We start from the raw sequence: 22,765 nt of genomic DNA on the forward strand, positions 1-22,765 counted from the left end.
GCATGGCTTGCATGGCCGCTGATCTCAAGCCTGTCATCAATGAAAGTATACGACAGAAACCATCCGCGCGGAAGAGTCATAATAGATGGCGGCGATGCCGTCGCGGTAGGCGATATAACGCTTGTCCTCGAAACGAACTACGTGATCCATTTCATAGCAGTCGATAGCGTCGCGGACTACGTTTAGCGGTGGGTCCAGGCGTTGAAAAGAATTTTGCTGTTCGTTCCACGCATAATAGAAGTAGTGGTTGAGGCCAGGGCCTTCCATCATCTGCAGAATGGCCGTAGTCACAATCATGCCGATGATACCGGCACCGGCGCCTCCCATACCGTTCTCATCGTAGTAGTCACCCCATTGAACGATATACTGGCCATCACGCTTCAACACCGCAATCTGTGGCGTGGAGACGTTGGCAGCTTTTAACATGTAGGAAAATTTATGTTTGTGATGAATCACGTTCTTGCGACCATAACGGAAGTAGGTGTTGAAATCGGGTTGTGCCGCGGTCAATTCGCTTTTTGCGATCTGGGTGCTGGTGGCCAGGTCGAAGATGTCGAGTTGAAACTTTTTCTTGGCGTGCAAAATGCGGAATAGTTTTCCATCGATCAGGAACGATCTGAAATCGGCGGCTTCGCTGGACGCGAGAAACGCTTTAAGGTCAGCAGCACCGGTTTGTGGATCCAGCGTCATCGCATACGTGCGACTTCCCAGATCATAAATAACATAGAGTTTGTCATACTTGAATACTTTCACGTGGCTTCTTCCCTGGAATGTGATTTCCGAGGCATCGGTATAAAAATCTACCGGCCCTGCAGCGAGCTCAGGGGCAATGGGTTGTGGCAGGCGAAAGCGTTTCTCACTCACCACACGCATCCGGTTGATCTCCACCAGGGAAAGTTCACTGCCCATTTCCCTGAACGACACTACAAAAAGGTTTCCATCCACATAGCTCCCTATTATTTTTCCGTGCAAGAAAAGGGTGTCTGCAGACTCTACCCGCCCTTTTGTGGAATCGTTGTAAATCCATGTCTTCAATCGGCGCGAGCGCGATTTTCCTTCGAAGAAATAAAAATATTCGTCGCGACCGAATCGCGCAGCCGTGAACACCTCGGCATCCACCGGATCGGTGGGAAGTGCCACAGAATCGGCAAGCCACACGGCATGTTGGGAACGCCGTGAATCGTTCGGGATGTCCTTAAACGAAAACAGCAGGCTATCGCCGAGACGGACGGTAGTGAAGTCCTTTAGCGTGCCCGTGGTGTGATGGGTGTATAAAATTTGCTGGCCTATGGAAAAGAGCGGGCTAAGAAAAACCAGGATAAAGACACCTGGAAAACTGCGGATCGTCATATATTGCTAAAAACAGATAAAATTAAAACCGGATATTGACAGGCAACGCCTGCGTCAATGTTAACAAATTTTCAGGATACTCCACTTTGATACCCTAGAAGAAATCAATTTCTCTATATGATTGCATGGTTTGCAACGCTACTGGTAGGCATTTTATCGCTGGCCCTTTCGATGAAAGGGGTTTTCCAAGGCCGGAAGCCCCTGGCTGTTTTGAAGTTTGAAGAAGGGTCACATGAATTTGAAATCAAAACACCCGGCGATTATTCTATTTCCATTTTTGGGGCTGGATCGGTCCAGGGCGATACGAATCTTGATATTCAGTTGGTTCTGGATGATCAATGGAGGCTCAGGGTCACCGAAAACAGGATGGCGCCGCGGTTTTCTTTAGAAGGAAACGTAGGAATTGAATATTGGCGATTTTCAACCACGAAGGCCGGTCGTTGCGTACTGACCCTTGCCAACCTGGAAGATGTGATCGCAAAAGATTCCATGCTGTGGTCGAAGGCACAGTTTCAGTCACCCAACGATCATCGCAGGCTAAAACTCCTCGTTGCCCAAAGTGTGGAGCCTTTGCACCGAACACTTTCTATTGTAGGATTCGTTGTTGGTGGGGCTTTCGTCATCGTCGGACTATTCATGGTTTTGGTGAAGTTAACTTGCTAGCTCCCTTCTCAATCGCCGTGACTATCCTTCCACTCCTTCGCTCGTTATGATGATATAGCTTCCCGTCTTTTCAATACGGAAGGATTCGAGGTCAAATGCAAAGTATAAATAGGATCCCGTTCCCTGATTTCTGATGTCAACAACCTTGACAACGTGCGACGTATAGGCATTAGCCAAATAGCTCTCCAGGTGAAAGAGATAACTACAAAAAACAATGGCCTCCGCGATGGAAAGGTCTGGGATGATGACGACACTTTCATAAGACTTTTCGCCGGTCTGCGATTCATACGAGATACCGTTCTTGTAGACATACCGCAAGAATGAATAATTTTCCGTACCACGTTCTTCCTTCAGCGTTTTTAATAGTCCGAAGGTTCTGGCAAAATATTCCGGGAGGGGCTCCTTGCTTTCTAAGGGTGGATATCTTAATAGGTATGCGTCAAACACATAGCCTTTTGTCTTTTTAAAACTAACCTCAACATAGCTCCCCGACACCATGACCTTATCATTCTCTTTACCCTTCTCGATCGTTGTGGGCAACGCCTGTATAGAAGCACCAGACTCCGAATAGCCTTGCAGGACCACCTGGTCACCATAACTGAGGCTGCCGATTATTTTCCCATTGGGACGATCGCGCACCTGGAGTTTGTTCCTGGCCCAGACGTATAGCGTGTCGCCCGTCTTGAATCTTGCCTGAGCTCTCCCCTCGGCGAGGTGGAGACCGATAAAAAAAATGATTAGTAAACAAATTCTCATAACAACCCTGCTGGAATAATTCAGGCGGAGCCAATTTAATTATTTCCACGAGTGTTTTCACAGCGAGACAACGTTTATCTATCGCGGTAATCGTCCGCGACAGCCTTTGTTAATTTTTAGGTGTTGCCTATCGTGATTACATTGTTATTGATGAACGGAGCTTCTCCTTCATGTCGCTCAGATCAAACGATTCCTGATCATTGAAATTCTCATAGGATGAGGTGATCACGCTGTCCCCCGCCTTTAGTCCATCCAAGACCTCGAAATTTTCAGTGTTTTTGCGGCCGAGTTTTACGCGGCGCTTCACCGCACGATGTTCTCGTTGGACAACATACACCCACTCGCCGCCGGTGTCTTTATAAAAGCCTCCCACCGGGACGAGCAGAGCCTCTACCGGATCGCTAAGCACAATCCTCAGTCGTAGCGTCTTTCCATCCGCAAGATCGGGTGTCTCATCTTTAAAAATCATATCCACAGAAAAGCGGCCATTCGTTACTGTAGTGTAAACGTGAGTGATTTCCAATGTGTAGTCGGTGTTGTTCACCGTCGTGGTGGCCGTCAATCCCACGGCAATTCGGGAAAAGTAAAGCTCGTCGATGGGGACTTTTACGATCGTTGTGTTCGCGACCGTGTCTTTTGATACTGTTCCGGTTTGAGGAATGAATTCAGTAAATAGGCCGTAATTTACTGATGAAACGGTCATACGTCCAGGGTCAACACCGCATACATGTACTCTCCTTCTGCTCGCAAAAAACCAATTGTAAATTACAAACACGGTTAGCATTGAGATGGCAACCCACATTATCTTCTTCATATAGCATTGACGTTATCTGAACTCCGGCTCCCCAAAAGCATGCCGGAAAAATGAAGGTAAAAATCAGGTTATTCCGATGCGGCTGATCATGTTTTGTTCGGTATTGAACAAACCTGTATCACTTTCAATCATTAAGAACTTCCAGCAGCGTTGCCTTACCAGGTTGCTGGACAAGAAACCTTCTGAAAGCCGGCCCCGGAAAAAGAAGTCCTCCTCCTATAAAGGGTTGAGTTGAGCATACGAAAAAACATTAAATTGACTCTCTGATGATCAATCAAGATGAGATATTGTCCAAGCCGGTCTCTTACCGGTTGGGAACCTTGTCTTAAATATCATTAACTTTTGATCACAACAAAAAACATGAATATCCGGTCATTATATGAGAAGCTGCTCGAACCCTCGCAGCCGCTTATTGAAAGCATCGCCACCCTGGAGGGTGATATCATTATCCTTGGGGTAGGTGGAAAAATGGGGCCGTCCCTCGCAAAGCTTGCCAAACGGGCTATTGACCTGGCCGGCATGAACAAGCGGGTTATTGGCGTGGCGCGATTCTCAGAGCCCGGGCTGGAAGAAGAGCTCCAGCAGCACGGCATCATCACACACCAGGCCGACCTGCTCGACGATGAGGCCCTGCAACGGTTGCCTGACGCGCAAAATGTTTTGTACCTGGCCGGAACAAAATTCGGGACCACGGGAAAGGAATCCTTTACCTGGGCCATGAACAGTTACCTTCCCGGACGCGTGGCGGAGAAATACCAAAAATCGCGCATCGTTGTTTTCTCTACCGGTAATGTCTATCCCTTGGTATCGGTTCAATCGAATGGGCCTAACGAAAGTCACCCAACGCAACCGGTAGGCGAATATGCGCAGTCGTGCCTGGGCAGGGAACGGGTGTTCCAGTATTTCTCGCAAAAACATCAAACGCCCATCCTTATCTACCGGCTGAACTATGCCAATGACGTTACCTATGGTGTGCTCGCGGACATTGCGCTGAAGGTCAGAAATCAACAACCCATCGATCTGCGCATGGGATATGTCAACATTATCTGGCAACAGGAAGCAAACGAGATCGCCTTGCGTTCACTGCACCACTGTAGCGTACCCGCGAAGATCCTCAACGTTGCAGGACCGGAGAAACTTTCAGTCCGTGAGCTTGCCGTCGAATTCGGAAAGGTCTTTGGCCTGGAGCCGGTCTTTACAAACCAGGAGCAGGAAACTGCACTGCTCAGCGATGCCTCTGAAATGCGCCGGCTCTTCGGGGACCCGGCCGTCTCCCTTCGACAAATGATTGAAGTGATTGCCGGCTGGATCGCAGAAGGCGGCAAATTTTTGAACAAACCAACACACTTCCAGGAACGGGAAGGAAAATTTTAAGCACCATGACCCACCCTACCCTCTCTCCTTCCATCAGCCAATTGCTCCGGGAAGGAACTGTCATACCCGCTCACCCGCTTGCCTTAACAAAAGAGCGAAGACTCGATGAAAGGCGACAAAAGCTGCTCACCCAATACTACATGGCTTCCGGTGCGGGTGGCGTGGCCGTGGGTGTACACACCACGCAATTCGAGATCAGAAAACCTGACGTCAACTTACTTGAACCTGTGCTGCGTCTGGCATCCGAACAGATCCGTGAATCGGATCCCGGCAGGCCTTTCATCAAAGTCGCCGGCATCGTTGGACCAACTCCACAAGCCCTTCGCGAAGCAGAACTTGCTGTGAAGCATGGCTATCATCTCGGGCTGGTCAGCATGGGGGGACTGAATGATCAGCGTGAATCTGATCTCATCAAACGACTGACGGCCGTTGCGGAAATCATTCCGGTCTTCGGCTTTTATTTGCAACCTGCTGTCGGTGGTCGATTGCTCTCGTACGATTTTTGGAAAGACGCTGCGTCGATTCCTAATCTGTACGCGATCAAGGTCGCAGCTTTCAATCGTTATCAAACATTGGACGTAGTGAGGGCCGTATGCGCATCACCCCGGCACAATGATATTGCGTTGTATACCGGAAATGATGACAACATCGTCGCCGACTTGCTCACCACCTATCGCTTTGATGTCAACGGAGAGCAGATTGAAAAAAGATTTGTCGGCGGACTTCTTGGGCACTGGGCGGTCTGGACGGGGGCCGCGGTGAAATTGCTGAACTATATTAAACAATCCGGAAATGATAACGGCGTGGTCAGCGAGCTGCTAAGTGTGGGCATAAAAGTAACCGATATGAACGCGGCGATCTTTGATTCCGCCAACGCTTTTCACGGCTGCATCCCCGGGATCCATGAAGTGCTGCGCAGACAGGGACTACTGGAAGGCACCTGGTGCTTGAACCCGGAAGAAAAATTATCGCCGGGACAATTGGAAGAGATCGATCGTGTGTGTCATGCCTACCCGGGGCTAACCGACGACGAACAGGTCAAACATTTTCTTGAAAAAGCGTTTTCGCATCCTCATTAAATTTACTTCATGCTGCGTGACAAGATCAAAGCATTGTCGGCCGAAATACTTCCGGAGATCATCCGGATCCGCAGGCATTTGCATCAGCATCCCGAGCTCTCGTTCCAGGAGCAGGCTACTTCAGCGTATATCAAGTCGCAGTTAGACCAGATCGGTATCTCCTGGCGGCCCATCGCCGATACCGGTGTTCTGGCAATTATTGAGGGGCATACTCCGGCGTCCAACGTCGTGGCACTTCGCGCGGATATGGATGCGCTCCCCATACAGGAACTGAATGCAGTTGATTATGCATCAAAGAATCCCGGCGTCATGCATGCCTGTGGTCATGATTTTCACACCTCGTCGTTGCTGGGAACAGCCGCGATCCTCCAGCGCTGCAAACAGGAATTCAACGGCACGGTAAAACTTCTATTTCAACCGGCAGAAGAAGTATTGCCTGGTGGAGCCACACGGATGATCAAGGAAGGTGCTTTGCGTGATCCCTCTCCTATCGCGGTCATTGGTCAGCATGCCATGCCCCGACTTCCCGCCGGCAAGATCGGCATCCGGAAAGGCAAACACATGGCGTCGATGGACTCGCTCTATGTCCGCATCATCGGGAAGGGCGGTCATGGCGCTGAACCACACACAGTGATCGATCCGGTGGTGATTGCAGCGCATGTAATCATCGCCCTTCAACAAATTATCAGCCGTTCGGCAAACCCCAGGGAGCCGTCGGTGCTTTCATTTGGGCGGGTGATCGCCAACGGCGCCGTCAACGTCATTCCCGATGAAGTCTATATGGAAGGCACCTTCCGCGCCATGAACGAAACCTGGCGCGAAAAAGCACTGGGCCTCATTGCCAACATGGCGGAGAAAGTGACGTCGGCCATGGGCGGAACGTGCGAATTGCGCATCGACCACGGCTATCCCGTGCTCGTCAATGAAGAAAGACTTGCCGCAAATCTCCGGGACTATGCCGTCGACTACCTTGGCGAAGAGAACGTGATCGATGAAGACATCTGGATGGCCGCCGAAGATTTTGCGTATTACGGACAAGTAGCCGATTCGTGTTTCTACCTGTGCGGCGTGGGCAATGTTGAAAAAGGGATCACGTCTTTGCTGCACACGCCAACGTTCAATGTGGATGAGAGTGCACTAGGCATGAGTACGGGGCTGATGGCCTACATGGCTTTGAAAAAACTCGGCAACTAACCAAGAACGACAGTACGCATGAGGTTTAGAAAAATGGAACGCCAGGATGTGCCGTCGGGGCTCGCCCTTTGCCGAAGTGCCACCTGGAATCAGCTCGCGCGCGACTGGGAGATTTTTCTCACGCTAGATCCGGAAGGCAGCAGGGTGTGTGTGGATGACGACGAACATGTTATTGGCACGGTCACTACCCTCCGCTACAGCAATCACTTTTCATGGATCGGGATGGTTTTGGTCGATCCGGCTCATCAACGAAAGGGCATTGGGCTCAAACTACTTGAACAGGCCCTCGAGATATTGAAGAATGAAGACAGTGTGAAGCTCGATGCTACCCCGGCCGGCCGGCAAGTCTACGTCAAACTTGGATTCAAGGATGAATACAGACTCAGCAGGATGTCGACCGCTTCTCTGAACACGCAACACCTGGTGTCCTCAACCGCCACGGCACTGGGAAACGACGACCTTGACAGCGTGGGATTGTTCGACCAAAAAGTGTTTGGCGCTGACCGCATGCCACTCCTTCGTTGGATGAGGGAAGGAGCACCTGATCTGGCTTTCAAAGTTGGCAACGGCGGGCAACTCAGAGGATATTGTTTTGGAAGACCGGGATACCGGTTTACACAGATCGGTCCGGTAGTTGCCACAGACGCTGATGTCGCCAGGGAACTGGTCTCTGCTGCACTGAGGCACTGCGGAAATATACCTGTGGTACTTGATGTGCCTCATCATGATGAATCGTGGAGTGCGTGGATTCAATTGCTTGGCTTCTCGGAGCTGAGGCCGTTTGTTAGAATGTACAAGGGAAACAACCATTGGCCTGGCACTCCCAGGAATCAATATGCCATGCTTGGGCCGGAGTTTGGATAGCGCAATCCAAATTTAAAAATCAAATTACGCACATTAAAGTCCAGCATCGGGTGACGCCGCTACTTTCGCCTTGTACCAGTTGACAATTGCCTTTATTTTTACTTTTAAACTGTCCTGATTCAATTCCTCGAAATGAAACTCATTCTGAATCAAAAGTTTGTTGTCTGCAATCGGTGCTATCAAAAAATCAAGCTTACCACTTTCCTCCTTTTCATCAATCCTAAATAGCAGTACGGGAACTTCAATCATTCCCACATTTCTATAGATTTTCAACTTGGCAAGCTGCTCTTTGATGCCACTCTGAAAATTCACTGTCGTCTTAACCTCAATCGCAAATTGAACCTGGGGGCTACTTTTGAGGGTGACAAAAAAATCAAACAATGGTGTCGGATACTTCTCGATCGACATTTTGTAGTCCGATTTCAAAAGAAAGATTTTCGCAATTTCTTCCGCTCGCCACGCCTTCAGACTACTCAAATTGCTTTTCATATCGAATGTTTAAAGTTCTTTTTATACTTCTTTAAATCAGACTTCTCCCAAAAAGATTTCACTTCATTGAATAGTCTGGTCCTATTTTCCTTATCGAGAAGAAACCTTGTCGGCAAATTACTTACCATCTTCCTCCTATTCCTATTAACGGACATTAAATAGACGGAATTTGATTTTACTTCAACGCCCGCTAAGTAAGTCGGACAGTAATAGGCATTCAGTTCATTTATTTTGTTACTTGTGGCCTTAACCTTCAAATTTCCCTTTCTATCACATCCCCTTGACGTGGCCTTGACCTGAACAATAAAAAAGAAATGTTCTTTTGGGCCTATCAGTTCAACGTAGAAATCAGAAGAAGGCCACTTTTCGCCTAAATGTCTTGGTCGGAAGGTATAATCGCGCGAAATCTCAACGCTAAATATAGCTTCGCCCAAATCACCAATTTCATTCGTCATGATGTATAACAATTTTCAGCTAACGGGTCCCTACAAATCTAAATTTCTTAATCTTAAAAAACCAGGTTATGTCAAGAAACAAAAGCTAACTCTCGCTGTGCCCTACTCCACGTTGAGCCCCGAATTGAGTTGATGCCCCACCAGGAAGAAGGACACCGGGACCATGTATTCAAAATGTTACTGGGCATGCATGGAGATGTTTTTCGAGGTGCTTGTCCTGGCGGAGGATAGTGGATTTGATCAGGTCCCGCGATGAAACGAAAAATTCCTTCTTCCCGGGTCACGAACTAAATCGCTGCGCCTATTTCTAAACTCCCGCAAGATCGAACGAAGATGCTTTGGTTTTTCACTTCGAAGGCAAGTCTTTTAATGCGACTGTCTCAGCTCAAAACTCAAGCGTCGGAGTTCTGAATGCCGGCATCCGGGGCCCTGAACTCGGACGCCACAGTTCCGAAGTAAGGCAGTTTAGTTCAAAACTCCGTTGTCAGAGATCCGAACTCCGATTGTTTAGTTCTGAACTCAACTGCTGTCAGGTTTTTGCGATTGCATTAACGAAAATATTGCAACGGTTCGGGCAACAGACTTACCGGTTGGCCGGCAATGTGAAATATTCAGGCTTTTTCTTCGGTCGATGGGATTTTTTCATCGCAACGCACATAAAAAAAGTGAACCATCGGCACCCGAAGCCCCGCCGCCTCAGTGTACAGCTCCGGCAGCTTGCCTCAGCGCTCCGATCGTTCGGCTCAGAGCTCCGGCGGTTCGGTTCGGAGCCGAATCAGTTCACCTCCGGAACACGATGACTGCCATAACTTCAGTTCGGAGCCTGACACTATCTGCACTAACGATTTGAGGAGCAGTCGACCTGCATCACAGTCTGAAGACTGTGGGGATAATCGGCACAAGTGTGAACACTTGCCCCAGTTCAGAAAATTTGCTGCAGCACGTAAACAATGGCGGAAAACCCCAGCAAAATGGCACATACCATGAGGTCGCCTTTGAGGGCGGCTATGAAACCGCGGATCAGTGTTCTCATCATATCTCAATATACGAATTTTGGCGGTAGGCCGTGATATCCAAAAAACCACCCCAAGTTCCTATTTTTGGGGTTTTAATGACCCAGAAAATCTTTTATAGCCGAACTTGCGCAAACTTTCCATTGTTAGCAACCGTATTGGTACTGAACATTTCCCTATACTTTTCGCATCCCCATGAAGATACTGTTACGCTATTTGAAGAACCATAAGTGGCTCATTGCCCTGGCCCTGTTTCTCGCCGCCACCAGCCAGGTTTTTTCGCTGTTGGACCCGCATATTACGGGAAAGATCGTCGACAATTTTATTGAAAAGAAAAGCGTCCTGTCACGGGCGGATTTTCTAAAAGGCATTCTCTACCTGGTGGGTCTGGGCATTGGGGCGGCCATGGTGTCGCGGATTGCCAAGAACCTGCAGGATTATTTTACCAGCATCGTGGTCCAGAAACTGGGGGCCAAAATGTATGCCGACGGGCTCAAACATTCGCTGGAACTCCCCTACCAGACGTTCGAAGATCAGCGCAGCGGTGAAACGCTGGGGATCCTCCAGAAAGTGAGAACCGATTCGGAGAAATTTATCACGCAATTTATCAGCGTGCTCTTTGCCAGCATCGTGGGGTTGATCTTTGTGACGATCTACTCGCTTTCGGTGAGCTTTAAAGTGACGCTGGTGTATTTTGCTTCCGTGCCCATCATCGCGCTCACCAGCTGGTTGCTGAGCCGCAAGATCAAGGTCGTTCAGAAAAGCATTGTTAAAGAAACCACGGCGCTGGCGGGTTCCACCACGGAATCGCTGCGCAACATCGAGTTGGTGAAAAGCCTAGGGCTGGCCAACCAGGAAATCGAGCGGCTCAATAACACGACCTATAAAATTCTCGGCCTGGAATTGAAGAAGGTGAAATATGTGCGGGGCATGAGTTTCCTCCAGGGCACTACCGTGAACTTTATCCGCAGCGTGATGGTGGTCATTCTCTTGTTGCTCATCTTCGACAACGACATCTCGGCCGGCAAGTACTTTACATTCCTTTTCTACTCCTTCTTTCTCTTTGGACCTTTGCAAGAATTGGGCAACGTGATCATCGCCTATCGCGAAGCCGAAGTTTCGCTTTTAAATTTCGACCGCATCCTCAATCTCCCCAAGGAAGCCAAGCCCAAGAATCCCGAAACCGTGGGCCAGGTAACGACGCTGAGCTTTAACGATGTGGGCTTCAAACATCAATCGGCGAGTACACCTGCGTTGAACAATGTTTCGTTTTCCGTACGGAGCGGTCAGACCATCGCTTTTGTAGGGCCATCCGGATCGGGGAAGACAACGTTGGTGAAATTGTTGGTGGGTTTGTATCCACCAAAAGAAGGAACCATCCTATACAACGACATCCCCAGCACGCATATCGATCTGAATGAACTGCGTGAGAAAATCGGGTTCGTCACGCAGGACACGCAACTGTTCTCTGGAACGATTCGCGAAAATTTATTATTCGTACGCCCCGAAGCAACCGACGAGGAATGTTTGGCGGTGTTGCAGAAGGCGGCGTGTCAATCGCTCCTGGCGCGGGCTGACAAAGGATTGGACACGGTGATCGGGGAAGGTGGAGTAAAAGTTTCCGGAGGTGAAAAGCAGCGGCTTTCGATTGCACGGGCGTTGCTGCGTCAGCCGGATATTTTGGTTTTTGATGAGGCTACTTCTTCGTTGGATTCATTGACCGAAGAGGAAATCACGGAAACCATCCGGGAAGTTTCTGAGATCAAGGATCAGATCACGATCCTGATTGCTCACCGGTTGTCGACCATTATGCATGCGGATGAGATCTTTGTGCTGGAACGGGGACATATTATTGAGTCCGGTAAGCATGAAGAGTTGCTGAGTGAGAAGGGGCTTTACTATGCGATGTGGCGGCAGCAGATTGGGGAGAAGGTTACGGTGGATGCCTGAGGTTTTGTGACCGTCTGAAACCTGATGACTGTCTACATAATCGATACAGGTGGGAACACCTACACCAGCAGCATATTTGGTATATTGTAGTATCAATAAAAACCCACCAAATATGATTTCCATTAACCAATCCGTCGATCGCCGGAAATTTCTCCAGTCAACAGCGCTGTTTACTTCCGGAGCGCTCGGGCTAACCGTCTTACCGGCACCCGTTGTCGCAGATGCCGGGACATCAACTGAAGACATGTCGAACATCATCGGTCCTATGGCCGGCTATGCGCCCCAGGTAGGCACCCTGGTATCTATGATGACCTGGATGCGGAATATGATACTTTTTCCCGTCGTCGGGCTTACGGTAGAACAGTTGGATTATGTGCACGATCCGAAGGCCAACTCGATCGGCGCCATGCTCCTGCACCTGGCGGCGACGGAACGCTTTTATCAGCTGCATACATTTGAGAACAAGAAGTGGGGCGACTGGCCGGAAGCCGATGTGAAACGGTTTTCAGTGGCCAGCGAGCTGGGCGACGAAGGCCGCAAGCTCATCAAAGGAAATCCGCTGACGTATTATCTCAGTACGCTCGAAGAAGTCAGAAGCAACACGCTGTCGGAGTTCAAGAAACGCGACGATGCCTGGCTGATGAGTGTCGACAAAGAATGGTTTTGGGGGCCAACCAATAACTACTGCAAGTGGTTTCACGTCTGCGAACATGAATCCAATCACAACGGCCAGATCAAATGGCTCAAGAGCCGGTTGCCCGGGGCCAAGGCTGGCAAGGATTGATCATTCAAAACAGCAGCGCACTCTATTTGCCATCTTATTTTGGCACATACGGTCCACCCGTTTCTCCCCACCCCCACTTGGGCATGGGCTCGTGTTCCTGTATTGGATTTTCAGTTGTCTTGGAATTAAGAACAGCCAAGCGACTACCCCATTCCAGATAGCCCACGAGTGACGACCGGAATTCGGGATCGTCAGGCAGGCCTACTTCGTCGGCTGTTTCCAAGAGGAGTGCGATCCAGCGTTTTCTTTTTATGTCGTCGAGTTGTTTGCCGATGTGGTGAGCGACCATGTTGGCATGGCTGCCGTGGTCGCCTTCGGTGTAGGCTTTGGGGCCGCCAAAAACTTCGGCCACAAAGTGAGCCACGTGCTTGGAATGTTCGGGCGACATGTTGGCAAAGACAGGACCGAGCAGGTCGTCTTTCAATACTTTTTTATAGAAGGCATCGAAGAGTTTTTCGAAGGCACTTTGTCCTCCGGCCCATTGGAAGAGGGTTGGGATGTTGGCGTTGTTGGTCATGAGATAGTCAACGGAATGGGCGGGGGTTTTGTTTGGGTACGATCACGTTTTTGCTCTTGTTCAATCTCCCCCATCGTCGGTAATGATCAGAAAGTCATTCACTTTACGGATACTGTAAAGCTGGACTTCAAACTTAAATGATAAATAGGTGGGCTCCCGGCCTTGCTCGCCCTCTGCGCGAATGACTGGTCTCTCCGTTTCTATATATTCATCTTTAAAATAACTTTCGAGGCCGCCCACATAACTCAAAAAAACAAAAGCTTCCGTCATTGAAAAATCGGGTATCATCATGACCGTGCTCCAACAGCATATGACGTAACTCCTCGAATAGGTGATACCATTGTTGTACACATACTCCAATTGAAAGGGTTCGTTTTGTTGTTGATCCTTCAGGGTTTTCATTAAGCCAAACGCTCGCGCAAAATAATCCGGAAGGAATTCGCGCCGGCCGCTGCTTAATGTTTTCAAGGGTGGGAATTTCAACAGGTAGGCGTCAAACACATACCCTCTCAGGTTCTGAAAACCAATTTCAACATACGCCCCCCATACCATCACAGGCGGATTCTCCCGGCCGTCAGTAGTCGACGTGGGCAAGGCCTGGATAGGGATCTTTGCATACTCATCGTCCTGGAACATCACCACCCGGTCGCCGTAACTCAGGGCACCGATCACTTTGCCGGCTTTGTCGCGTACCTGCAATTTTTTGAGGGTCCATACATAAAGCGAGTCGCCTGTCTTATAGCGAGGCGCGGCCTGGACATGTGTGATAGAAAGACCGATAAAAACGAATAGCCAAATTCTCATAACGATTGGAGCCGGTGTCAAGCTGACCAAACTTCAAGGTAGCGATTTTCGATAATCGCGTTTTAGGAGCCTGTCTATTTATTTATACGGGCAACGTTGTTTCAGGCGTTTTGTTACACCGGTTTCTAAGACCTGGGGTGATTTTTTTAAACCTTCTACGCTCCTGCTCAGCTTCATTTTAACTTCCTAACAACTTTTTTTTGCTTTGGGTCATCTTTTTTATGGAAGCCGCATACTTTTTGCATCTTCTATTCGTGACTTTTTTCACGATCCCACATTCTGAATAAAATGCAAAGCCTATGAAAAAGTATCTGCTGTTGATGCTGGTGGTATCCCATCTCGGCTATGGTCAGATGACCGAATTCGAGACCTATGACAATGGTCTTATCTATAGTGAAAGCACGATGCAGCGTTTAGGCACCATTGTCGATTCGCTTAATCTCAAGTTCAAGTCGTGCGATCTCTCGCATCCATACTATTCACTTTCGCAGGGACCGGGGCGCTTTGTGAAAGTCCCCTCGGAAGAGGCTCGGAAGGCTATTGAACAAGGAATATCGCTTGATGAATATATTGAGAAGTACGACAAGGAAGCCGGCAGCACGAATATCTGGATCGTGAAATTCTTCTACACCAATTATGATGACAAAAAGATGATCGAATACTCGGGTCTTCCTTTTGGAAGAAACCGCCAGCCTTCCATTACCGCAGCCAACAGCAAAACAAATGATGTGAATAACGGGTGGGTTATAAACGAGGATGGCCATAAAGCACTCTTCATCGAAAAACTTACTCCCTATGAGCTGCCTCAACCTTATGCGCGATTGGTCCAATACGTCGATTGCATGATCGACACCACCACCGAGATCTTCTCACCCCAGGCGGAGGGCCGCAGGTTTCAAACACTGAAAGAAGGATCAAAAGCCGACCAGTATGTCCGGTGGGCACGGACGTTTCCCGGTGCCCCGAAGTACCCTAACTATAAAAGGCTTAACGGCGCAGCGTATGATACCGCCAGGAACATCTATAGGCGAAAGCTTCAGACCTGGAATAGTCTCAGACTTGCCAACGTAGACCAGCACATGGCGAAGAAGGGCTATTGGTCCAGCCTCCTGGCCGAGGCCACGCAGGAAGCGCTCGACTCCGGGAATACAGACGACGAATTTGAATTCTATGTGGCGCGCTATGGAACGGCGGAGGATGCCTTAAAACTGAAAAGGGGCCGCATAGTAGTAGGTGGGTGCAGCCAGGACCAGAGCCCGCGCTATCATGCGATCAACATTTGTTCCCTGGCCGCCAAAACGGCGCAATGGGATATCTTTCTCCGCTCACATCTCGACATCATGAACGACCGCTTTGAGAGGATGAGCGATGGCAGCTACGCCTGGGGCCGTCGCAAAACCTATCTCCGGGAGTTGGAAAAACTGGACATACCCGCCGTGGATCTTTTGCTGGGAACCACCCTGCGCGTACAAAATGTGAGCGACCATCACTACAAGAGTTCCGTCGGCCGCGCCGGCCGGGCGCTGTCTGATGCAGAAGACAAAGACGCACTGGAGACACAGCTCACCAACATGATCTCCAACCCATCACTCGATCCCTTCAACCGCTTGATGACCGCCTATCTCTTTCACAATTATGCCTACAACCTCAGCGACACGGTGCGGAGGGACACCAGCTTAGAGAAACTTAAGCTTGCCGTTCAGACATTGCCGGAGGATGCACTGAAGGTTTGGGATAAAGAATAAACATCGGAAGACGCCCACCTCCGGTTGACAAACACCATACAACGTTAAGCGACTTTGTGTCGTCAATAAATGAGCATCGTGCGGCAACGTAAAGCCAAGTATCAACAGTAGACTGACGTCATGCAACAGTACACAGCCGCGCGTTATCAACAGATTGCACTGTGCGGCTCTGTACTGTTGCGTGTCGTCCGTAGCCTAATATTTAACCACCTTCACACTCTTCTGCGAAACACCTTCCGAGATCTGGATGCAATACATGCCCGCGGGCTGCCCCGACAGATCGAGGGTCACGCTTTCGCCGGTGGTGCGCAACTCTTGTATCGCGTTGCCGCTGAGGTTGAGGATGCGCAATGTGCGCTGGGCCGCCGCCGGGAAGTCCACCTGGACGAGGCCTCTGCTGGGGTTGGGATAGAGCTTGCCAACGAGCACTTCCTCCACGCCGGTGACGATAGATGTTTGGAAGGCTTTCGTGTTGGAATATGTCTCACCGTAGTCGTTCGCGGCAGCAACCCGGTAGATATACGCTGTGTTGGATGCTGCTGTTCCGTCGTGATAGGTCGTGGCGTTGGCGGGGGCGGCGCCGATCATCGAGAAGACACCATTTGTGCCGGCGCGCTCGATGATGTATTGGGTTTCGTCCGAAGCATTATCCTGCCAGGTCAGCGTCGGCACACCCGACAGCGCAGCCGTCACGCTTGTTAACACCGGTGTTTTGGGGGCCGCCGGCATGGCGGTATAAGTGACGTGGAAAATACGGGCTCCGGTGTCGCTGTTTCGGATGGAATACAAGAACGATGTGGGCGACAAGGGCAACACCTCCAGGTAGGCGTCGTAGGCCAGCGTGGTAAAGCTGTTGTCGAGTTTACCCGAGGGGAACATCCGGTTCAAGCCGCTCACACCGGTCACTAACAGGCTACTGTCTTTCAACGGGAACATCTGCATATAGCTGGTGACCTGCGGTTTGACCTGGACCTGGAAATCGTCGCGGATAACGCCTGCCTGATCCAGGCCAATGTAGTTGAGATCCTTCGATTGATCGTCGGGAGCGGCCGGGGAACCAAACAATCCCCCTACGATGATCTTGCCTTTGTCGTGGGAATGTACGTCTGTTACATACCGGACGGGGGTGCCATGGTCGGTCTTGAAGGTGAGATCCAGCGATCCGTCCGGCAGCAGGCGGGCAATCTTCTCTACCGCCGTGCCGTTGATGTGGGTGAAGTCTCCATATACCAGCACTTTGCCGTCGGCCTGTACGCGACAGCCATCCAGGCCGCCGTCAAGCGTCGGGGCGAAACTGGCATCGGTGGCACCGTTGATCATCCGCCGCGTGATATAGGGTCCATAGCGATCGGTGATGTAAAGCTCGTCGTTGAACATCTCGGCGTTGGTGAAGAAAAATGTCGTTTTGCCACTGTAGGAATTGTCGAGCGTGCCGTCGCTGTTGAGGCGCATCATCTGTCCTACTTTCACGCCGTTGTAGGTATCGAATTGCCCGTAGATGACCAGCTTGCCGTCGGACTGGCACTTTAGAAAATTGAACAAGACATAATTGTATTCGATCTGGAAGCCGGTGCCGGTCGCAAAGGTTTCATCAATCGAAAGGTCGGTGTTGAGCCTCACGATGCCCGCGTGGGCCTCGCCGCCAAACGAAACGAAATCGCCCACCATCACGATCTTGCCGTCGGGCTGCGTGACCATTTCCGTGATGCGCCCGGGGTAGCGGGGCCCTTCGAGCGACGTGGGATAGGTGTTGTCTTTTGTGAAGTTGGCGTTCAACCGCAGCGCGCCCTGGCTGTTAGGTCCTGTGTAACCAAGGGCCAGCAGCTTGCCGTCCGGCTGAAACATCAGGTATGAAGCCATGTCGGTCGTGAGGGTAGATACGTCCTTGCCATTCGCGTCCATTTTAGTGAGTTCATGAAAATCGCCTTGGCTGGCATAGACGTTATCCGCGCCATCGACCACCATCGCATCGACCCGGTCGCCGAGATAGGCGACGAAGGTAGGGTCGACGGTGTCGTCGGTATTGAGGCGGATCGTACCATAATGATTTGTGCCGTTGAAATTATAGAAACCACCATTGAGGATCACCTTGTTGGTGGATTGCACGACGATCTGAATGACCTGCCGATCGGCGCCTGTGCCGAACGCGGTGTCGATGGAGCCGTCGGCTTTGAGGCGCACGATGTTGCCAACGGTAGTGCCATTGCATTTGGTGAAGCTGCCGGCTACGAGTATTTTGCCGTTCCACACTTTGAGGTCGTATTCGTATCCTTCGATCGTGGCGGTGAACGTGGCATCGCGCGAGCCGTCGGATTTGATCTTGACCAGTTCGACGTGATACTGTCCGGATTCTTGTACTTGTTTGGAAGTGATGAACGAACCGTCAGGCAACAGGACGATCCGGCCCACGAGTCCATAGGTGTTGTCGGTCAGGTAGGTCGACAGGTTGAACGTTTCGTCCACCGCGCCATCGGGCATGAGCCGCACACCCATCGGGTGGGTCTTGCCATTGAATGTGGAGAAATTGCCCAGCACGATGATCTTGTTGTCGGGCTGGATGGCAATGCGCGAGATCTGCGCCCCGGCATAGATGCCTTTCGGGCCGGTGCCCGCGGAAAAGGTGTTGTCGATAGAGCCATCGGTATTCAAGCGAGCGATGGAGGAGACGTCGACGCCATTGAATTTCGAGAACATGCCCGTAATGATGACCTTGCCATTGCTTTGCATACCAGCCTGGTATACACGGCCACTGGTAAAGATCGCCGGGTTGAAATTGGGGTCGATGGTCTGGGCTGTAGACGTGCCGATAAAGGCACAAAGCAAAAAGGAGAGTAATAAAGCAAAACGCTGCATGAGGGTATCTGTTGTTTAACAGGGCGAAATTAGTATAGAACCTCCGTTGGGGCGCTTTGATGTAATAACTTCCGCCGAATTGCATGAGTGAGTGCGCCCGGCTACCGGAACGGATATGGGCCGGCACTGAAAGTGAAATGATGATGCTTTTATTGTACCGTTGTGTTGCGGTTGCGCGGGCGCGACGGCTTGTTTCAAAGCACCGCGTTTTTTCGGCGTTGGCGCTCTTTTTATGAGGATACAACGGTTGCGCTGCATCTCCTTATGTCTGTTCACTTTTCCGTTTTCCTGTTACTACGTCTGATGATGTGCCCTGGAAGGCGTATGGCCCCAACGTGTTATTGCCATTTTGAGGGCGTTTCATATTCGTGTATGATTAATATTTCGGATTTGTTTTTTCGAATTGATCGCCGGTTTGCCCTCTGTTGTAACCCCCGAAAAAAGGGAGTTGTGGCCCTGTAGGTATGCCCTGACGGCTGTAATGCTTTGATATTTGGGCCAACCCGTTATAAAATGGATTGACGGAGCCGTTCAATGAAGGAAAGTAATTTTCCCGGCCTCATAAATCCCTATCCCATTCATGGTTGTCAGAAACAGCAAAGTGCCGTTGTCTAAAAATTCCATCTTCTTTATGCTCATTGCCACGCCGACAGCCAGTGGCTCGGCGCCCCAGGATAGAGAAGGGTTGATAACGAGTTCGGGTTCTCCCGGCTTGTTATTGGTAAGGCTCATTTTGTAAATGCCACGGGTTGTTGCAAAGTACATGCAATTATCTTGTCGGTTGTAAGCACCCGGACCAATGAACAACCCACCCTCATCTATAACCTTTCCTGTCTTCCGCTCCACTCTCCTCGGCCCATCGCTGGTAAATATCTTGTTCGCCGTGCCACTTGAGTCTATCCTGTAAATGTCTCCTGAATTTGAAAAATGCTGAAGACCGGAAGTGATGAAGATATCGCCATTGGGGCCTTCAAAAACGGATCTTGGGAATATCAGACCGGGGTCTATGCTATCAAACTTGTTGTCCAGGATTTTAAAGTTCCTGGCATCAAAAATTTGAACATCGCCGCCAAACTCGCCAAAACCTGCCGTCATCCAAAGACGGTCTTTTGAATCCATGAATGTATACTGAGGCGGCTGAAAATACTTGTCTGTCTTTTTGAAAAAGAGCCCCAATATTTTCTTTCTATAGATTATGCCTGTCGTGTGGTTCTCAAATTCGGTCCAGCGTTTCCTTCGAATCGGGTCATAGACAGCGTAGGGAATAATAGCCACTGGGTGATTGTCGGAATTGAAGCAGAGGTAATTGGCCGAATATTTCAATTTTCTCTGATGAGACAATGCATTGGTCTCCGGCCGATAGATCAAAATATCTCCTTTGTCGGTTCCAAAATAGATTTGATTATTCCTGTCCTTTGCAACGCATAGAAATTTGTATGCGGCGGTATCGTGACGGGCAAAGGGCAGCGTATCGAGCGTTGTTAAATCCCAGACCACTACATTGCCACGTTCGTTTATCGCATAAATTCGATTTTTATCACAAAGAAAGGACTTATACTTGGTGTTAGTCTTCCGGACATTGACTATCAAACTGTCTGGCTGTGCCATGCCATAGTATGAAATCAAGATAAAGATTGCTAAAGCTCTATACATAATTCTTATTCGATCATCGTTAGCAAGTGAGATGCCAGTTCCCCGAAATTCCATATTGATTGAGTAATTATTTTTTTTGATGATGTTTTGGGCAGGCTTGGCCTCGCGAGTAGTTTTGACGTATATAGTATAAGCCTGTTTTCATGAAAAAACTCCTCATAATTTTCGGTCTCAACAATTTGATTCTAGGGCTCCTCATCGCCTGGGTTCAATCCGAACAATTCGACTTTACGCTCCAGCATATATTGCTTTGCTCTTTGATTGCCCTCCTCATGGTCACAGCCATCGGGCTTCTCCTGAAAAAGCAGTTTGCATGGTCGTCGAATTTAATAATAAGCGCCGCGACGACCGTTATTGGAATACACGCCACTTTTGCCTTACACGAATCCGGCACGTTCGACGTTCCCATGCACCTTGTTTCCGCATACGGAATTCGAATGCTAGGTTTTTATATCTGCATCGGTGTAGCTTTTTTCTCCGTCATACGAACACTGCGGCGAGACTTCATACAACTCCTGCAAATAACACCCGTCCAAAAAAGGCATACTGTGGTGGGTGGAACATTGATTTCTGTTTTGCTCGGATGGGCTCTGACCTATTCATGATCGCTCGCTCGTCACCTACGGTCTCGGAAAGAAAATTACGCTTTCACCAGTTGATGTATTTGAAGTAGTGTCTTCAACGCAAGACCATGGGGTAACCTTTATTTGGCCTGCAGACTGGTTTGATGTATATTGTATGTACTTGTTATCATGAAAAAACTGCTTATACTCTTCGGCCTCAACAATTTGTTGATTGCGTTGCTTTTGGCTTACCCTCTATGGAGTGGCAAAGAGCAACTCGATTTTACGCTCCCGAGTATTTTCCTCTGCTCCATCATCTCCCTCTTCATCATCACGGCCATAGGACTTCCCCTGAGAAATCAATTTGCCTGGTCTTCGAATTTCATATTAAGCGCCCTTGTGGTGATCATCATGCCCTATTTCTTTTTTCTTATGCTCTTGGCAGCGTTCCATGTGTCAAGAGATCTCGGCCTGGAACTAAGCATGCGGCTGCTCGGGCGTTTCATCATTATTGGCGTAGCCCTTTTCTCCATCATCAGAACACTGCGGCAAGACATCACGCAACTCCTGCAAATAACGAAGGTCCAAAAACAGCTCACTGTCGCTGCGGGGCTTTTGATCTTTGTTTTTATTGGATGGAATTTGGTGCGCTTCACTTCGGCGTTCAGAATATTTGACCAGTGAAAGGTCGCTCAAACACTTGTCAAGCCAATCGTATGTTCTTGTCGTCAGTAGACCTGACGATTGGATACAACAACTTCAACTGAGGAAGAACATGGCCGAGGTTTATTGTCAATAAGACATTTTGTTAGTCCGAACAGTTGTAATGGTCACACCGACTATTTGTTTCATTGGTCAACACTGTGACTCTTCTTCTATATGCTTATCTCATCATTATCCTCAGTCCATCACATAAAAAAATATTCAAGCAGGCTTAAATCGCACTTTATCGCATAATCGACTCGAGCCGTTTCGTTTTCATAAAGTCTTTCCCTATCTTTTCACCGTTTGCGGTAACGAGTGCCGTTATATCGATTTCTGAAGAACGAGCTGGACCATACAAACCTCATCAAGGGTCTCAAGAAAGGAGACTCGCATAGCCTGGAGCTTTTGTTCCGGAGGTTATACCCGCGGCTATGCGCGTATGCCAACAAGTTCCTCAACAACATGGATGAGTCGGAGGAGATTGTTCAGGAGGTGTTTTACCGCATTTGGAAAAATCGCGAACAACTGGATGAGAAGCAGTCGGTGAATGGGTATTTGTTTACGGCGGTGAAGAATACGTGCTTCAATACCATGGAACATCAGAAAGTGCAAGATCAATATGCGACACTCTTGCAGACGGTGTATAAACCGTCGGGGGTTGACTTTAGCGCGCACGAGTCGTTTGTGGCCGAAGAGCTTGAAAAAGATTTTCAGCGTGCTTTGGAGCACTTGCCCCCGGAATGTCGCAAGATCTTTGAGATGAGTCGCTTCGAGGGATTGAAGTACCAGGAGATCGCCGAAAGGCTGAACATCTCTATAAAGACGGTGGAGACCCAAATGGTGCGCGCCTTATCGAAGATCCGGCTCGACCTGAAGGATTATCTCACCATGCTCATCATCACCTTGCTCAATCAAAATTAGACTACACTACTATTAAAGAGCGCAGACCGCGCATGGATGGTTCGGTCTGGCTCTTCGTGTGTCTTTATATAGTAATTCATGAAAGCGTCGTGCTCTACATTCTCTATGTACATCTCTGTACATAACAACACTTGTATGTAACACAGTCCGCGCTTCATCCTCCCCGTTGCCATTCATTCTTTATGCTGTACGTGTCACGATCACCTTGGTGTATTGTGT

The 22,765-nt window shown here is 49.4% G+C and carries 20 protein-coding genes; 11 read left to right on the forward strand and 9 right to left on the reverse strand.

The window, feature by feature from the left end:
- Positions 1–36: 36 nt before the first annotated feature.
- Positions 37–1,350 (reverse strand): hypothetical protein, encoded by a 1,314-nt coding sequence (locus tag D4L85_RS29555; RefSeq protein WP_119757730.1) that lies wholly within the window; start codon positions 1,348–1,350, stop codon positions 37–39.
- Between the two features lie 117 nt (positions 1,351–1,467).
- Here D4L85_RS29555 and D4L85_RS29560 point away from each other — a divergent pair, with 117 nt between their 5' ends.
- Positions 1,468–2,013: a hypothetical protein gene (locus D4L85_RS29560; protein ID WP_119757731.1), complete on the forward strand. Its 546-nt coding sequence runs from the start codon at positions 1,468–1,470 to the stop codon at positions 2,011–2,013.
- 21 nt (positions 2,014–2,034) lie between these two features.
- Here the strand turns inward: D4L85_RS29560 and D4L85_RS29565 are convergent, their stop codons facing one another.
- Positions 2,035–2,769, reverse strand: a complete 735-nt coding sequence (locus D4L85_RS29565) for a hypothetical protein (RefSeq protein WP_119757732.1) — start codon at positions 2,767–2,769, stop codon at positions 2,035–2,037.
- 136 nt (positions 2,770–2,905) lie between these two features.
- Positions 2,906–3,583, reverse strand: a complete 678-nt coding sequence (locus D4L85_RS29570; RefSeq protein ID WP_119757733.1) for an efflux RND transporter periplasmic adaptor subunit — start codon at positions 3,581–3,583, stop codon at positions 2,906–2,908.
- Between the two features lie 360 nt (positions 3,584–3,943).
- Between D4L85_RS29570 and D4L85_RS29575 the strand changes: the two genes are divergently transcribed.
- From D4L85_RS29575 to D4L85_RS29590, 4 genes are read left to right on the forward strand one after another with little or no spacing between them, the layout of a single operon-like run.
- The gene (locus D4L85_RS29575) at positions 3,944–4,957 is read left to right on the forward strand and encodes an NAD-dependent epimerase/dehydratase family protein (protein ID WP_119757734.1); all 1,014 of its coding nucleotides are present in this window, start codon (positions 3,944–3,946) and stop codon (positions 4,955–4,957) included.
- A 5-nt stretch (positions 4,958–4,962) separates the two neighbouring features.
- The gene (locus tag D4L85_RS29580) at positions 4,963–6,036 is read left to right on the forward strand and encodes a dihydrodipicolinate synthase family protein (protein WP_119757735.1); all 1,074 of its coding nucleotides are present in this window, start codon (positions 4,963–4,965) and stop codon (positions 6,034–6,036) included.
- A gap of 9 nt (positions 6,037–6,045) precedes the next feature.
- A complete protein-coding gene (locus D4L85_RS29585) occupies positions 6,046–7,230 on the forward strand; it encodes a M20 metallopeptidase family protein (RefSeq protein WP_119757736.1) in 1,185 nt (394 codons plus the stop codon).
- 18 nt (positions 7,231–7,248) lie between these two features.
- Entirely contained in the window at positions 7,249–8,094 is an 846-nt protein-coding gene (locus D4L85_RS29590) for a GNAT family N-acetyltransferase (RefSeq protein WP_119757737.1), read from the forward strand.
- A 33-nt stretch (positions 8,095–8,127) separates the two neighbouring features.
- Here the strand turns inward: D4L85_RS29590 and D4L85_RS29595 are convergent, their stop codons facing one another.
- Positions 8,128–8,583 carry a hypothetical protein gene (locus tag D4L85_RS29595; RefSeq protein ID WP_119757738.1) on the reverse strand — a complete coding sequence of 152 codons (456 nt, stop codon included), beginning with the start codon at positions 8,581–8,583 and terminating at the stop codon, positions 8,128–8,130.
- On the reverse strand, positions 8,580–9,038 hold the full coding sequence (locus tag D4L85_RS29600) for a DUF4365 domain-containing protein (protein WP_119757739.1): 459 nt from the start codon (positions 9,036–9,038) through the stop codon (positions 8,580–8,582). Before D4L85_RS29600 ends, D4L85_RS29595 begins: the two co-directional genes overlap by 4 nt.
- A 1,208-nt stretch (positions 9,039–10,246) precedes the next feature.
- Here D4L85_RS29600 and D4L85_RS29605 point away from each other — a divergent pair.
- Together D4L85_RS29605 and D4L85_RS29610 are read left to right on the forward strand one after the other, a co-directional pair.
- Entirely contained in the window at positions 10,247–12,001 is a 1,755-nt protein-coding gene (locus D4L85_RS29605) for an ABC transporter ATP-binding protein (protein ID WP_119757740.1), read from the forward strand.
- Positions 12,002–12,113: 112 nt separating this feature from the next.
- The gene (locus D4L85_RS29610) at positions 12,114–12,785 is read left to right on the forward strand and encodes a DinB family protein (RefSeq protein ID WP_119757741.1); all 672 of its coding nucleotides are present in this window, start codon (positions 12,114–12,116) and stop codon (positions 12,783–12,785) included.
- A 34-nt stretch (positions 12,786–12,819) separates the two neighbouring features.
- On the opposite strand, the gene D4L85_RS29615 is transcribed toward D4L85_RS29610, so the two are convergent.
- A complete protein-coding gene (locus D4L85_RS29615) occupies positions 12,820–13,302 on the reverse strand; it encodes a group II truncated hemoglobin (protein ID WP_119757742.1) in 483 nt (160 codons plus the stop codon).
- Between the two features lie 60 nt (positions 13,303–13,362).
- On the reverse strand, positions 13,363–14,106 hold the full coding sequence (locus tag D4L85_RS29620) for a hypothetical protein (protein WP_119757743.1): 744 nt from the start codon (positions 14,104–14,106) through the stop codon (positions 13,363–13,365).
- Positions 14,107–14,405: 299 nt separating this feature from the next.
- Between D4L85_RS29620 and D4L85_RS29625 the strand changes: the two genes are divergently transcribed.
- Positions 14,406–15,851, forward strand: a complete 1,446-nt coding sequence (locus tag D4L85_RS29625; RefSeq protein ID WP_119757744.1) for a hypothetical protein — start codon at positions 14,406–14,408, stop codon at positions 15,849–15,851.
- Positions 15,852–16,046: 195 nt separating this feature from the next.
- On the opposite strand, the gene D4L85_RS29630 is transcribed toward D4L85_RS29625, so the two are convergent.
- Together D4L85_RS29630 and D4L85_RS29635 are read right to left on the reverse strand one after the other, a co-directional pair.
- Positions 16,047–18,704 carry a T9SS type A sorting domain-containing protein gene (locus tag D4L85_RS29630; RefSeq protein WP_119757745.1) on the reverse strand — a complete coding sequence of 886 codons (2,658 nt, stop codon included), beginning with the start codon at positions 18,702–18,704 and terminating at the stop codon, positions 16,047–16,049.
- A gap of 531 nt (positions 18,705–19,235) precedes the next feature.
- Positions 19,236–20,411 carry a hypothetical protein gene (locus D4L85_RS29635; protein WP_160144087.1) on the reverse strand — a complete coding sequence of 392 codons (1,176 nt, stop codon included), beginning with the start codon at positions 20,409–20,411 and terminating at the stop codon, positions 19,236–19,238.
- Positions 20,412–20,500: 89 nt separating this feature from the next.
- Here D4L85_RS29635 and D4L85_RS29640 point away from each other — a divergent pair, with 89 nt between their 5' ends.
- From D4L85_RS29640 to D4L85_RS29650, 3 genes are all read left to right on the forward strand, one after another.
- The gene (locus D4L85_RS29640; protein ID WP_119757747.1) at positions 20,501–20,962 is read left to right on the forward strand and encodes a hypothetical protein; all 462 of its coding nucleotides are present in this window, start codon (positions 20,501–20,503) and stop codon (positions 20,960–20,962) included.
- A gap of 147 nt (positions 20,963–21,109) precedes the next feature.
- Positions 21,110–21,604: a hypothetical protein gene (locus tag D4L85_RS29645; protein WP_119757748.1), complete on the forward strand. Its 495-nt coding sequence runs from the start codon at positions 21,110–21,112 to the stop codon at positions 21,602–21,604.
- A 336-nt stretch (positions 21,605–21,940) separates the two neighbouring features.
- On the forward strand, positions 21,941–22,546 hold the full coding sequence (locus D4L85_RS29650; RefSeq protein ID WP_119757749.1) for an RNA polymerase sigma-70 factor: 606 nt from the start codon (positions 21,941–21,943) through the stop codon (positions 22,544–22,546).
- Positions 22,547–22,765: the final 219 nt, after the last annotated feature.

This window comes from Chryseolinea soli (genome assembly GCF_003589925.1).
Classification (GTDB): domain Bacteria; phylum Bacteroidota; class Bacteroidia; order Cytophagales; family Cyclobacteriaceae; genus Chryseolinea; species Chryseolinea soli.